The 14022-nt window shown below is 72.0% G+C and carries 9 protein-coding genes and 1 pseudogene; 5 read left to right on the forward strand and 5 right to left on the reverse strand.

From position 1 onward, the window contains the following. Window positions 1-11 precede the first annotated feature (11 nt). Window positions 12-2090, reverse strand: coding sequence for an MFS transporter (locus BM414_RS17675; RefSeq protein WP_217644790.1), 2079 nt, complete (start codon window positions 2088-2090; stop codon window positions 12-14). 117 nt (window positions 2091-2207) lie between these two features. Here BM414_RS17675 and BM414_RS17680 point away from each other — a divergent pair, with 117 nt between their 5' ends. Further along, the gene (locus tag BM414_RS17680; RefSeq protein WP_093581406.1) at window positions 2208-4565 is read left to right on the forward strand and encodes an ATP-binding protein; all 2358 of its coding nucleotides are present in this window, start codon (window positions 2208-2210) and stop codon (window positions 4563-4565) included. Between the two features lie 223 nt (window positions 4566-4788). On the opposite strand, the gene BM414_RS28530 is transcribed toward BM414_RS17680, so the two are convergent. Continuing rightward, window positions 4789-5121 (reverse strand): hypothetical protein, encoded by a 333-nt coding sequence (locus BM414_RS28530; protein WP_139245936.1) that lies wholly within the window; start codon window positions 5119-5121, stop codon window positions 4789-4791. Between the two features lie 43 nt (window positions 5122-5164). Between BM414_RS28530 and BM414_RS32005 the strand changes: the two genes are divergently transcribed. Continuing rightward, window positions 5165-5953 (forward strand): winged helix-turn-helix domain-containing protein, encoded by a 789-nt coding sequence (locus BM414_RS32005; protein ID WP_483866621.1) that lies wholly within the window; start codon window positions 5165-5167, stop codon window positions 5951-5953. Here BM414_RS32005 and BM414_RS31425 read toward each other — a convergent pair. Next, entirely contained in the window at window positions 5926-7953 is a 2028-nt protein-coding gene (locus tag BM414_RS31425; RefSeq protein WP_093581410.1) for an ArnT family glycosyltransferase, read from the reverse strand. The genes BM414_RS32005 and BM414_RS31425 overlap by 28 nt on opposite strands. Continuing rightward, window positions 7950-9224: a bifunctional glycosyltransferase family 2/GtrA family protein gene (locus tag BM414_RS17695; protein ID WP_093581411.1), complete on the reverse strand. Its 1275-nt coding sequence runs from the start codon at window positions 9222-9224 to the stop codon at window positions 7950-7952. The genes BM414_RS31425 and BM414_RS17695 overlap by 4 nt, the downstream gene beginning before the upstream one ends. 177 nt (window positions 9225-9401) lie before the next feature. Between BM414_RS17695 and BM414_RS17700 the strand changes: the two are divergent. The 3 genes and pseudogenes from BM414_RS17700 to BM414_RS17710 all read left to right on the forward strand — a co-directional run. Then, window positions 9402-9855, forward strand: a pseudogene (locus BM414_RS17700) (transposase); the annotation flags it as partial. 194 nt (window positions 9856-10049) lie between these two features. Further along, the gene (locus tag BM414_RS17705) at window positions 10050-10874 is read left to right on the forward strand and encodes a DMT family transporter (protein WP_342716235.1); all 825 of its coding nucleotides are present in this window, start codon (window positions 10050-10052) and stop codon (window positions 10872-10874) included. Between the two features lie 745 nt (window positions 10875-11619). Then, window positions 11620-12822: a tyrosine-type recombinase/integrase gene (locus BM414_RS17710; RefSeq protein WP_175551658.1), complete on the forward strand. Its 1203-nt coding sequence runs from the start codon at window positions 11620-11622 to the stop codon at window positions 12820-12822. Between the two features lie 573 nt (window positions 12823-13395). On the opposite strand, the gene BM414_RS17715 is transcribed toward BM414_RS17710, so the two are convergent. Beyond that, window positions 13396-13932 (reverse strand): DinB family protein, encoded by a 537-nt coding sequence (locus BM414_RS17715; RefSeq protein ID WP_093581416.1) that lies wholly within the window; start codon window positions 13930-13932, stop codon window positions 13396-13398. Window positions 13933-14022: the final 90 nt, after the last annotated feature.

Below are 14022 nucleotides of genomic sequence, written 5' to 3' on the forward strand. Positions count from 1 at the left end.
GTTGACGGCGGCTAGATCCGCCCGGACAGGACTCGGGTGACGTGGAACGGCCGTAGCCGTGTCGCTGCGACGAGCGCCAGGCCGGCGAGGACGACGGCCGCGCAGGCGGCGGTGGCGCTGAGGCCGGAGGTGGCTGCGTCGCGGATGGCGGCGATCAGCTCGACGCTGGCCGCTGTGTCGGGACGTGCGGATACCACGGCCACCGCCGCCGCGAGGCTTTCCCCTGCGGCCGATGGCGCTTCGGTGGTCGTCGCGGACGGGAAGTCGGCGCTGAGTGCCTGCCGGTGGACGGCTGTGGCCAGGCTGCCGAGGACGGCCACTCCGAGGGCGAGTCCCAGTTCGCTGGTGGTCTCGGACACGGCAGCGGCGGAGCCGGACCGCTCGGGAGGGGCCGAGGCCACGATCAGGTCAGTGGTCGCGGTGAACACCGGGCCGAGGCCGCCATGGATGACGGCGATGGCGACCGCGGCCATCAGCGGACCGTCGGCACGGGAGAGCAGGAGGCTGCCGGCTGCCGCGGCAGCCAGGCATGCCGCCAGGACGGAGTGCACCTGGCCTCGCCGGAGCAGGCCCGGGGCCAGTAGCGACCCAGCCGCCATCGCGAGAGCCGCGGGGGTCAGCCACAGCCCGGCGCGGAGCGGGGACAACGGCTGCGCCATCTGTATGTACTGGCTGAAGACGAGGAAGAGGCCGCCCGTGGTAGCCGCGGTCACCAGTCCGATCGCCGCGACGATGCGGAAGGACCGCTGGGCGAACGGGCGGAGGTCGAGCAGCGGAGTGACGAGCCGGCGCTGTCTCCGGGTGAACGTCACAGCGCAGCCCACGCCGACAACTGCCGCCGGCAGCGCCGTGGCCACAGCCGACCATCCGTGTGCTGCGAGTTCTTTGACGGCGTAGACCATCGGCAGGACGGCGGTGAGCGACAGGCCAACGCTGGTCACGTCGAGGGCACCTCTGCCCGTACCGCGATCCTCGGGCAGAACGACGGACCCTGTGACAAGCACCAGGAGGGCCACCGGCACCGCCGGCAGGAACACCGAGCCCCACCAGAAGTGCTCGAGGAGCACGCCACCGAGCACTGGGCCGAGGGTGGCACCGGCCATCAGGCAGCCCATCCACAGCGCGATCGCTCGCCGGCGCTGGCGCGGATCGCCGAACATGGTGCTGATCAGGGCCAGCGTCGAGGGCATGAGCGTCGCTCCGACGATGCCGAGCAGACCGCGCACACCGATCAGCACCTCGGCGGTGGGGGCGGAGGCCGCCAGAACGGAGAGGACGGCGAAGGCGCTGGTTCCCACCATCAGCAGTCGGCGTCGGCCGATCCGGTCACCCAACGACCCCATGGTGATCAGGCAGCCGGCGATGAGGAAGCCGTAGACATCGGTGATCCACAGCAGCTGGGTGCTGCCGGCCTGCAGCGCAGCGCCGAGCTGGGGCAGCGCCAAGAAGAGCACACCGATGTCGGAAGACACCATCGCCGTCGGCAGGGCGAGAACCGCGAGGCCGGTCCACTCCCGTCGCGTCGCTGGCCCTACCGGGGCGAGGTCGGCAGATCGTAGGGCCACAGCCCCTCCCGATGGTCGGGGAATCCCGGTTGCCGAACGCCGGGCTCCGGGGAACCGGGTGTCATGCGACGTACCGGCCACCGGCGAGTGCAGCCGAGTGCTGGCGAAGGAGAACCTGCTCTGGCCGCTGGAGATGGTGGATCCGGGCTGTTCGGGCGGACGCCGCGACAGCTGAGAGGCACGACGGCGCGGTAGGCCGCGATACCCAGGCTGCCGAAGAGGGCCAGGCCCGAGGGCGGTGCCGAGTTCCACGGTGGTCTCCGCGATCGCCGCCACCGATCCGGCGCGCTGGAGTGGCGCCGCGTCGACCTCGGCGCTCTCCTGTTCGCACTGCCACAGCTGGACGAAGCTGGAGACGACCGCCGCGGGCAGGGTCGGGATCGCCGGAGCAGGCCATTCCGGGCGCCCGGCCAGCCGTCCCTCGTTCCTGCTCTCCGTGGGTGAGGCGATCCGACCCACAGTCAGCAGCTGGCCGCGGCCAGGCACCTGGGAATTCGTGAGCCCGTCGGCGAGCACTCCCTCCATGCGGCAGAGCGTGGATGCACCGGGCTCGAGGGGGCCACGAAGAGGTCCCACTCACCGGCCCACTCACTAGACTGAGCGGGCGCTGGCTGGCGCTGGGAGCAGACAGGAACGGCGGGCATGTCGCTCAGCGGTGTCGAGGCCTTCGGTGCCCGACTGCGGCGTCTCCGCCACGCCGCAGGGCTCACTCAGGAGCTACTGGCGCACTCGGCCGGGCTGAGCACCAATGCGGTCAGTCAACTGGAACGCGGCCTGCGCCGGCATCCCTATCCGCACACCCTGGGCGCGTTGGCCGACGCGCTGGGTCTGGACGGGGCCGAGCGGGCGGCATTCGTGGCGCGGCCTGCGCCGCCTGACTCCAGCGCAGGATCGGGGTCCTCGTCAACCCTGGCAGATGGCTCGCCCGGTGCGGACACCTCGCTCATCGGCCGTGACGACGAAGCGAAGTCGCTCGTGTCTCGCCTCACCGGCGTCGCCGGCGGCCGCCTGCTGACCCTCACCGGTCCTGGCGGGGTGGGCAAGACCCGTCTCGCGGGTGATCTCGCAGCCCGCATGCGGAGCGCGTTCGCCGACGGCGTCGTCTTCGTACCACTTGCTTCCCTCACCGACCCCTCCCTCGTCGTCCCGACGATCGCGCGGGCGGTGGGACTGCGCGAAGAAGCGCAGACGCACCCCGGCGAGTTGCTCAGCGAGCACCTGCGGGACAAGAGCCTGCTGCTCGTGCTCGACAACTGCGAGCACCTGCTGGCCGCCGCTCCTCGGATCGCCGAACTCTTGTCGGTGTGCCCGGGCCTGCGGATCCTGGCGACCAGCCGCAGCCGGCTCGGTGTCCGCGGCGAACGGGCGTACCCGGTCGAGCCGCTGGCCGTGCCGGAGGCCGGGGCGGCCACCGATGTCGATCGGGTCTCGAACGCCCCAGCGGTGCAGCTGTTCCTCGCCCGGGCCCAGGATGCCGACCCGGAGTTCGCGTTGACGCCTGACAACGTCGAGGAGATAGCCGAGATCAGCCGGCGCCTGAGCGGACTACCGCTGGCTCTGGAGGTCGCGGCTGCTCGGGTGAGGTTCCTCGGCTCGACGCAGCTGCTCGCCCGCCTGGACGAGGTAATGGGCCTGCGCGGCGCGCGAGACCTGCCGGAGCGACAGCGGACGCTGCGGGCGACGCTGGACTGGAGCCACGACCTGCTCTCTTCGGCCGAGCAGGTGCTGTTCCACCGTCTGGCGGTCTTCGCCGGGGGCTTCGACCTCGAGGCGGCCGAGGCAGTCAGCGCGGGGGGCGTCCTGACGCCGGACGTCGTCCTGGCCTCGCTCGAGAACCTGTGGGAGCAGGCGCTCGTGCGCACCGCTGCGGTCTCGGGTCCCGCTGGGGTCCGGTACGGCATGCTGGAACCGGTCCGGCAGTATGCGCTCGAGAGACTGGCTGACAGCGGCGAGGAAGACGGAGCTCGCGCGCGCCATGCCGCCTGGTACCTGACCCTGGCCGAACGGGTTGAACCCGAGCTGAGCGGGTCGGAGCAGACCGGGTGGCTGGAGGTCCTCGAGGCTGAGCACGGCAACTTCCGAGCCGCCCTCGCCCAGACACTCAGGCGCACGGAAGACGACACCGCGCTGCGGCTCGCGGTGGCGCTGCGGCTGTTCTGGTACGTGCGCGGCCACCTTCAGGAAGGACGCCGATGGCTGCAGGAGGCGTTGACCGCCTGCCCGTCCGCCGCGCCACCGCTTCGCGGCGCAGCACTGGAAGCACTCGGTCACATCGCGGTGAAGCAGGGGGACATCGCCGCCGCCGAGAGCTCCTACGCCCAGGCCCTGGCACTCGCCAGGACGTCCGCGAGCACCCCCGCGACCGCCGCGGCGACGGGCGGGCTGGCGGTGGTGGCGCTGTGGACCGGCGCCCACGAGCGAGCGACCCAGCTGTCCCGGCAGAGCATCGCGCTGTGGCGGCAGACCGACAACGCCTCCGGCCTTGCGAGCGCGCTCAACGCTGCCGGTCTGGTGGAGATCCAGCGGGGGCGCCACCGGGACGCGATCGTGCTGCTGGAGGAAGGGCTGGCGGTCTCCAAGGCGGCTGGGGACCAGGGGCTGACGGCCGCTCACCTGAACAAGCTCGGCTGGTGCAGCCTGGAGGACGGCCATCTGGACCAGGCCGCCCGGTCCTTCGGCGACGCCCTGGCCCGATTTGCCCGGCTGGGGGAGCAGTGGCTGGCCGCCGACTGCCTAGACGGTCTCGCGCGGGTCTCACTCGCACAGGGCAGGCCGACGAGGGCGGCACGGCTGTGGGGAGCCGCCGACGCGCAGTGCGTCGTCATCGGCGCCACCACCCTGCCGCTGGATCCTTCCGTGTACGAATGCCTCACGAGCCGGGCGCGCGACGAGATGGGCGAGGACGCGTTCGCCGAGGCATGGGCACAGGGAGCCGCCCTAAGCCCCGACCGGGTCCTCGGTGAGGCGCTCGCAGGTATCGCCATCGAAGGCGCCGAGTAACCAGCAGCAGCACATGACGCCGACGGGTCGCCCGGAGCCCGCAGTCCCCTTCCCCGGACCCCCGCAACCCCCTCGCAACGCCACGTGGTGGTCAACTCGGGCAGTAGCGGCTGTTCGAGCGGCCCCGACGTCACCTATGCGGGACCAACCGATCGAACGCAAGGACCGCTGACACGGCGTCCGAGCAGGCCCAACGTCAGGAGGCACCTGGAACGCCCCCCACTCAGGCGGTCGAGTCCCACCACTCATTCGCAGGAAGTGAGTGGGTGGTGTGCGCGCCGGTGTTCTCCCGAGGTCGCCGGTGGTCCTGTTGCTGGGGCCTGGCGGCATCGGCAAGACACGGCTCGCTGTGGCGGCGGCGCGGCGCCCCGACGTCCATCTCGACGGTGGCGCCTGGCTCGTTGAACTTGCCACCGTCACCTCGTCGAGCGACGTGCCCCGGGTCGTGGCCGACGCTCTGGCAGTCCAGGACACCGCGGAGCGCACCCTGAAACAGTCGGTCGTCGCCGCCCTTCAGGTCGCGGCTCCGCTCGTGGTGTTGGACAACTGCGAGCACGTTCTCGGCGGTGCCGCACCCTCGCCGCCGCCGTCGCCGAGGGGTGCGCGGGCGCGCGGGTGCTGGCGACGTCCCGGGAGGCGCTCGGCATCGCCGACGAACGTCTCGTTCACCTGGAACCTCTCGATCCGGCCGGGCCGGGCGCCGAGCTGTTCACCGAGCGCGCCCGGACGGTGTCACCGACGTTCGACCCGCACGCGCGGCGAGCGAGATCGAGGAGATCTGCCGACGCGTCGACGGGCTTCCGCTGGCCATCGAGCTGGCCGCCGCCCGGCTGACCCAACGCCAACAGGCGTTGATCAAGCGGCTCTCGGTCTTCCCCGGCCCGCTCGACCTCGACGGGGCGGCACACGTGGCCGGTGATGACCAGTTGGACTCAGCCGACGTCGACGACCTGCTGCAGGACCTCGTCGAGCGGTCGATGCTCGCCGTCGCGTCCGGCCCGTTCGGCCGACCGTTTCGCCTGCTGGAGACCGTCCGCGAGTTCGCCGCCGAGCAGCTCGCATGGGACCCCTCGCCCGACGCGGTTGCCGAACGGCACGCGCAGTGGTGCCTCGGCCAGGTCGCCCAGGTCCACCAGCCGCTCGTCGGCCCGGCCGAGATCGACGGTGTCGCCGGCTCGGCCAGCTCTGGCCCGATCTCCGTGCCGCCGTCGACCGGGCCGTGCGCATCGGCGACCTTCAGCTGGCTCCACCCACCCACCCCTCGACGTGCGAGGGCCGGACCCTGTCCAGCGTCAGGCACCCGACCGAGCTGTCGACGATGTGGGTGCGTGCGACACCGGCGTACGTCGATGGAGGCCGATCAGTCGGCCGGCTTGCCCACGTCGTAGATCGTCACTCCGTCGACCGTCTCTGACTTGAAGGTCTCCGCGACCCAGGCGGCGATCTGCGACGCGGCGTCGCTGCCGCCGTTGCTGGGCAGCCCCAGTCCGTCCCCGATGAACCAGTGGATGCGGCCCTCAGCCACGTACTGCTGGAACTCTTCCAGGGTGGGGGAGGGGTCGCTGCCGTTGAACCCGCCGACGGCCATCACCGGCAGCCCGGTGGCCAGCTGGTAGCCGGCGGCGTTGTTCGCCCCGACGGTCGCGGCGGCCCAGGTGTGAGACGAGGCGTCCTCCGACAGCAGCGCCGCTACCTCGTCGCTCACCTGACCGGCGCCGAGCAGGCCGCCGGTCGCGCCGCCTCCGCCCGGGACGGTGGTGGCGGCGCCGTTCCCGGGCGCGCCGGCTAGCCCGGGGCCGTTGGAGCCGCCCGGCGGCGGGCCGCCCGAGCCGGCCGCGCCGGGTCGTGGGGCGCCGGGACCCGTCGGGACGACGACCCCCGTGCCGGTGGCCCCAGACATCGCCGGTCCTGCGGTCGGGATGGCGCCGGTGTGCGGGGTCGCGGCCGTCTGCACTCCATAGGCGGCCGGACCGGCGAGGCCGACGACGATGCCGACGGTGAGCAGCGCCGCGACGATCCTCCGGCCGAGGCGGTCGACGACGAGCAGGCCGGCCGCGGTGAGCACGCCGGCGGCCAGCACCACCCACTTCAGCCAGGGGAGGAAGTCCGCGGAGCGGGCCAGTAGCACCCACGCCCACAGAGCCGTGCCCGCCATCGTGGCCGCCAGGACGAGCCGGGCCCAGGTGCGGCCGCGCCGCTGCCACACCAGGGCACCGCCGATGCCGACCAGCGCGGCGACCGCCGGGGCCAGGGCGACGGTGTAGTACTCGTGGAAGATGCCGGCCATCAGACTGAACACCGCGCCGGTGACCAGCAGCCAGCCGCCCCAGCTCAGCAGTGCCGCCCGGGGGACGTCGGTGCGAGGCGCCCGGCCGACGATGACGAGGCCGGCGACCAGCAACACCAGCGCCGCAGGCAGCAGCCAGGCCACCTGCCCGCCGACCGCGGCGCCGAGCAGCCGACCGATCCCGGCGTCCCCGAAGCCCGGTGCCGGACCGACGCTGCCGATCTCCTCCCCGGTGAGCCGGCCCAGGCCGTTGTAGCCCCAGATCAGCTCCCACACCGAATCCGTCTGCGAGCCACCGATGTAGGGCCGCTGCGACTCCGGCACGAGCTCCACGACCGCGACCCACCACCCGCCGGCGACCAGCAGGGCGACACCAGCACCGAGGAGATGCCGGATTCGCCGTCCCAACGTCGTGGGCGCGGCCACCAGGTACACCGCTGCGAACGCCGGGACGACGAGCAGCGCCTGCAGCATCTTGGTGAGGAACGCGAATCCGACGAGGACGCCGGCCAGCGCGAGCCATCGCACTGACGCTCCTTGCACCGCCCGGGTCAGCGCGTACGCCGCCAGGGTGAGCAGCAGCACCAGCAGCGCGTCGGGGTTGTTGAAGCGGAACATCAGCACCGTGACGGGGGTGAGCGCCATCGCCGTTCCGGCGAGCAACCCGGCTCCCGGCCCGGCCACCCGCCGCACCGCCAGGTACAGCACCCCGACGGTCGCCACGCCCATGAGCGACTGCGGCGCGAGGACGGACCACGACGAGAGCCCGAACAAGCGCACCGACAACGCCATCACCCACAGGGCGGCCGGCGGCTTGTCCACGGTGATCGAATTGGCGGCGTCGGAAGAGCCGTAGAAGAACGCCGCCCAGTCCTGGGAGCCGGCCTGCGCGGCCGCGGAGTAGTAGGCGTTGGCCCAGCCGGAGGCCGACAGGCCCCACAGGTAGAGCAGACCCGACCCGGCCAGCAGCCCCAGCAGCGCCGGGCGCACCCAGGTGGGGTCCTCGCCCCGGCCGCGCGTCAGTCGGCCGAGCCGGCCGCGCCCGGGAGGCGCCTGCGGGGACGGGCCGGAGGTGGGCGGGGTGTGGACCGCAGTGCTCATCGAAGAGACTCCCTCGAAGGTCGGGCGGAAGGGGGTGCGGGCACGGCGGCGGTACGGAACACCCAGCCGCGAAGGAGCAGGAAGCGCAGCAGCGTGGCCGCGGCGTTGGCGGCGAGCAGCAGGGCAGACTCGAGGGCCGTCGCCGGAGCGGGGTCGACAGCGTGCAGTAACGCGAGCGTCCCGCTGGTCAGCGCCAGGCCGAGGACGAAGACGAGCAGCCCCTGGACGTGGTGACGTGCGGCGCCGTCCGGGCCGCGGATGCCGAAGGTGATCCGCCGGTTTGCCGCGGTGTTGGCCACCGCGGTGACGAGCAGCGCCACCAGGTTCGCCGCCTGGGCACCGGTCATGTCGCGCAGCAGCAGGAACAGCAGCAAGTAGGCGACCGTCGAGGCCCCGCCGATGAGCGTGAAGCGGACCAGCTGGGCGGCCAGCCCGGCGGAGACGCCGGGCACCGGGTTCGGCAGCGGTCGGCGGCCGATCTGTGCGCGGAGTTCGGCGACCGGCAGCCTGCCGGTGGCCAGGGCGCGCATCATCCGGGCGATGCCGGCCAGGTCGGCCTTCGCTGTGGCGAGGACGTCGACCCGGCTGTCGGGGTCGTCGACCCAGTCGACGGGCAGTTCGTGGATGCGCAGCCCGGCCCGCTCGGCCAGCACCAGCAGCTCGGTGTCGAAGAACCAGCCGCTGTCCTCGACCAAGGGCAACAGCCGGGCGGCGACGTCGGCGCGGATCGCCTTGAAGCCGCACTGGACGTCCGACAGAGAGGTGGCCAGCGTTCGGCGCAGCAGCAGGTTGTAACCGCGGGAGATGGCCTCGCGCTTGAGCCCCCGGACCACCCGCGAGGACCGCGCCAGTCGTGTTCCGATGGCCACGTCGGAGTGGCCGGTGATCAGCGGCGCAACCAGCGGCAGCAGTGCGGCGAGGTCCGTGGAGAGGTCAACGTCCATGTAGACGAGGACCGGCGCGTCCGAGCCCAGCCAGGCGGTGCGCAGTGCCCGCCCGCGGCCGGCGTCGGGGACCGTGAGCACCTCGACGTCCGGCAACTCCGCGGCGAGCCGGTGCGCGACCTCCAGCGTGCGGTCGGTGCTGCCGTTCTCCGCCACAGTGATCCGGAACGGGTACGGCACCGCCTCGGTGAGATGAGCGTGCAGGCGGCGCAGGCACCGCTCCAGGTCGCCCTCCTCGTCGTGCACCGGGACGACGACGTCCAGTACCGGACTCCCGCGTGCGGCGGTCCCGGCACTGCCGGGGCGCTCATCCAGTAGGGATGGCATGGCGTCACGGTGGAAGGGCGAGCTGGGGACAGACTCCTCAGTTCACTGAGGATCGGCTGTGAACCGCGGCCGCCTGGCCCTCCGCCGCTGAGGTCGAGAGGATGGGCCTCGCCCCCTTGGAAGACGTTGCGGAACTGGGTCCTCGGGCTCTGACCGCCAGCGCCCCATCGGCGCAGCGTGCCGAGCAGGTCGTCGTCGGCGTCTTCCCCGCACCGCGGCTGATCCGTGACGAGCTGTGGGCGCTGGTCGAGCCGCTGATCCACCCCGCAAGCCGGCGGTGCACGGCCGCACCGGCCGGCCCCGGACCTCGGACCGGGACGTGTTGGAGGGCATCGCGTTCGTGCTCTCGACCGGCATCGGCTGGGCCAAGGTGCCCGGTGAGCTGGGCCACGGGTCGGGCTGGACCTGCTGGTGCCGGCTGCACGAGTGGGCCGACGCCGGCGTGTTCGACCAGCTCCACCAGGCCGTTCCCGACCGGTTGGGCGAGGCGGGCCGGCTGGACTGGCCCCGGGTCAGCCTGGACTCGGTCAGCGTCCGGGCGAAAAGGGGGCGAGATGATGGGCCGACCCTCACCGACCGGGGCAAGGCCGGCAGCGAGTACCACCTGCTCGTCGACGCGGCAGGGCTGCCGCCCGCGTCCAGTACTCGACGGCTCGATCTCGCCGCTACCGGGCCACACCGCTCCGCCTGACGAGTCAACGGCGGTCGGGCAGTGCCGTGTGTCGTCCTCGAGCGGGCTCCATGTCACGGACCTCCTGGTAGTTGCGGCACTAGTACCGCCAGCGTCTTCCTGCTGCCGGAGTGGTCGCGCACGGTCTCGGGGTGGTGAGTGGCCTACTCGTTGCGTTGTGCGCCGGGGTGCTGTGGGGAACGGCCGACTTCGCCGGGGGCCGGCTCAGCCGGCGGCTACCGCTGCTGGTGGTGGTCGTCTGCAGTCAGGGTGCCGGCCTTGTATCGCTGCTCCTGGTCATTCTCGCGCGCGGACACATCACCTCCGGCGCGATCGGTTGGGGCGTGGTGGCCGGGGTGCTCTCGCTGGGGAGCGTCACCTGTCTCTATCGAGCGCTTGCGGTGGGGACGATGAGCGTGGTCGCTCCGCTCGTGGCCACCTCCGCCGCGGTCCCCGTGCTGGCGGGGGTCTTCGGTGGGGAACGCCCTGGGGCGGCGGCTGCGACGGGCATCGCGTTGGCGTCGGCCGGGATCGTGCTGGTGAGTAGGCAGGTGGCGCTCGAGCCGCCGCTGGATCACCGACTCAGCGTCGTCCTGGCGGTGGCTGCTGCCCTGTTCGCCGGGGCCCAGCTCGTGGCACTGCAGCGCGCCGGCGCCATCGACGCGTTGACCGGAGTGGCAGCCAGCAGAGCCACGAGCGTGGCGGTCCTCGTCTGCGTGCTGATCCTCAGCCGAGCGTCCGCGCCGGCGCGGGCCCTGCCGGGCGCCGCGTTGGTGGGGTTGCTCGACACCGGGGCGAACCTGGCCTACACCCTGGCGAGCGCGCGATCGCTGTTGTCGTTGACCGCAGTACTCGCCAGCCTCTATCCCGTGGTGACGGTCGCCCTCGCGCGGCTGCTGCTGCACGAACGCCTGCGCCCGGCCCAGCGGGTCGGTGCCTCACTGGCGATGACAGGCGTACTGCTGATCGTCAGTGGATGACGTCGGGCCCGTACGGCACGCGGGGCACAGGAACGACCCGGTACAGCAGCGCACCTCGGTCGGCGGCGGATCGGACCGAACGGCAGTGAACGCCTCAGGCGCCTGAGCGACACTGTCAGTACAGCGCTGACCGCCAGCGGATGACTCAGAGGTGAGTGGGGGACAAGCAGCTCGACAACCGGCGGCGGGATCCTCCTGCCGTTCCTCGTGATGCGGAGCGGTGCTCGACGACCCTTCACCACGGCCGCCCTGAGTCACGAGGGAGTCGGACAGGCCAGGCGGGTGTCCTCGCAAGTCAGGACGCCTCTCCTGACCACCGATCCGCCTGCGTTCGCTGCGGTTCGCTGCGGTTCGCCATCGTTCCGTATGTCGTTTGATCTGCGCATTCAAACTTCGACGAACTGTCGCGGACACGCTGCCGTCGCCTAGGGGTTTCCGGCCGTCAAGGGGTCACCTCATCGAGCCAGCCTTCGGTCGCGCCACCGGCAGCGGTGCCTGATCTCCGCCGGACCAATCCGTCGCGATCGGGACTAGAGGAGTGCTGGAGACGAACTTGAGAACGCGGGTGAGGCTTCAGTGAGGGCTGATGGACCGCCTCTCCCACCGCGGCAGGTGGTCCACAGACCGTCGTGTGTCCACAGATTGCTGGTTCGGCAGCCGGTGGTCCGCTGTCGGCGGTAGTCCGTCCTCGGGGCTGGCATCGAAGGCGCCGAGCCCTCGACGCACGAGGACGTGGAGGCGGTCGATGGCGGGCACGCGACGGCGTCAGGCAGGCGAAGGCGGGATCAGCGAGTACCAGACGAAGGCCGGCCCACGCTTCCTCATCAAGTACGCCGCCCAGCGGGCCGATGGCACCAAGCGCGTGGTCCTGAAGCGGGGCTTCCGCACCCGCCGGGAGGCTGCTGCGGTCCTGCGTGCGGAGATCCGCAAGACCGAGATGGGGGAGTGGGTCGATCCGAGCAAGCAGCGGCTGGACGCCTACCTGGCCGAGTGGATGGCGGCTCAGCGACTGCACCCGTCCACGATGTCCTCGTATCGGAGGAACATCCGGCTGCACATCGACCCCTACCTGGGTGCTCAGTCCGTTGCCCGGCTGACCGGCCCGATGGTCGACGCCTGGATGCGCGAACTCGAGGCGTCGGGGCGGGCCGACGGAGCCGGTGGCCTGTCGGCACGGACTGTCCGCTACGTCTTCACCATCCTGCGGGCGGCGCTGAGCGACGCGGTCCGACAAGGACGGTTGGCCGTGAACCCGACCGACCGGGCGACCCCGCCGAGCGCGTCGGAGGCTCGCCCGCCGGAGATGCAGGCCTGGACCGCAGCCGAGCTCGCGCGGTTCATGCGCTGGGTCGACGCCGACGACCCCGACTCGGCCATGGGTTGGCGGCTGCTGGCGGCCACCGGGATGCGCTGTGGCGAGGCGCTCGCGCTGCGCTGGCGTGACGTCGACCTCGACGCCGCTCGGCCGCAGGTGCGCCGCAGCGTAGGAACGGTGAAGGACAAGGGCGCCGGCCAGCGCCTGGTGGAGGGGCCGACCAAGACCGGACAGTCCCGAGTGATCGACCTCGACGCGGGCACCGTCGCTGCCCTCCGGCGCTACCGCGCCGCCCGGGAACACGTGTCGGTAGACCTGGTGCGGGACTCCGCGCTGGTGCTGAGCGGGCTCGACGGCAGCCACCGCCACCCGGAGCGGTTCTCCCGCCGCTTCACCGCCCAGGTCGTGCGAGCACGCAGGGCACTGGGGGAGGAGCAGTTGCCGGCGATCCGGCTGCACGACCTGCGCCACACCCACGCCACGCTGCTGCTGGCCGACGGCGTGCCGGTGAAGGTCGTCTCGGAGCGCCTGGGACACGCGAACGCCACCATCACGCTCACCGTCTACCAGCACGTGCACCCCGGCATGGGCCGCGAGGCCGCCGACCGCTTCGCCGCCCTCCTCGAGGGCTGACCGGGTGCGATAGGTATCAAATAGGTATCACGAGGCCCTTTGGCCCTGAGACGGCGCCGCCCCGGGCCTCTGACCTGCAAAGACACCGGGGCGATGCTGTGTCCGAGGGGGGAGTTGGACACCGTGGACTGGGAGCCGTCCCACCTGCTGCCTGCCCGGTGGGGGAGGGGCGCGGTGTGCGCGGCTTCGTGGTCATGATCGGAACGTAGCGCGCCGGTCGGACAGTGCAAGATCGTCGCCGCTGGTCAGACGGGGCCTGGCCGCACTGTGGGCCGCGCCGCTGGACTGACTACCCGGACCTGTTGGTGCCAATCGCTCGGAGATTGGCCGACGAAGCGATTGGCACAAGCAACTCGTGGCACAGGCACCCGCCGGGGCCCGGGCTCCCTGCCGGCCCGAGGCGGCCCTCGGCGGCGTCGAGGAGGTTCGGCCGCCCGACGAGTAGTCCAGCGACGTCCCGGAGCTGTGCCTAACGCTAGGAGCCTGTTGATGCCCGACCGGCGTTCGTCGCGTCGGCCGCCGGCGTTCGGGCGGTCACGAGCGGTGCGGTCGTGTCCGGTCCGGAAGGAGCGGTCACCGGAGTTGGGCGGCCAGCTGCTGGGCGTGGTCGAGCTGGTGTCTCGGGAGGAAGTCGAGCACTTCAGCGACGCTGATCCGCCCGTCGACGGCGTGGAGACCGGTTCGGTCCAGCTCCGTGGCGCCCACGCCGGCCACGGTCCGCAGCAACTCGTCCTGCGCCCTGCTTAGCTCTTCAAGCAGTTGCGCCGGCGGCCTGGACCGGTAGTCGGCCAACCGCTCCGGAGCGTCGGTGGCGAAGTCGGCCAGCTGCGGCTGGCGCTCCCGGCACATGCGCCTCAGTCGATCGGTGAAGATCCGGGCGCTGTCGCGGAGGTGTCCGGCAACGTCACCGACGGTCCAGTCCAGTTCGGTGGCGTACTCGGGGAAGTGGCCGAGGCGAATCAGCCGGTTCCGGTCCTCGGGGTGTAGGGCTGCGTGCCAGCGGTCGTCGGAGGCTGCGGCAGCTACGAGCAGGGCGACCCTCGACTGCTGGGCTTCGAGTGCGACTGTGGACCTTGCGACTAGGCCCGGTACGGAGCCGATCACCGTCATGCCGCTGAGGATCTCCGGCCGACCGTTCCAGCACGAGGGAGCTGGCCGCCGGGAATCGCCGGAAACCTGCCAGCACGAAGCCGCCGGGGT

This window comes from Geodermatophilus amargosae (genome assembly GCF_900116515.1).
Lineage (GTDB): Bacteria > Actinomycetota > Actinomycetes > Mycobacteriales > Geodermatophilaceae > Geodermatophilus > Geodermatophilus amargosae.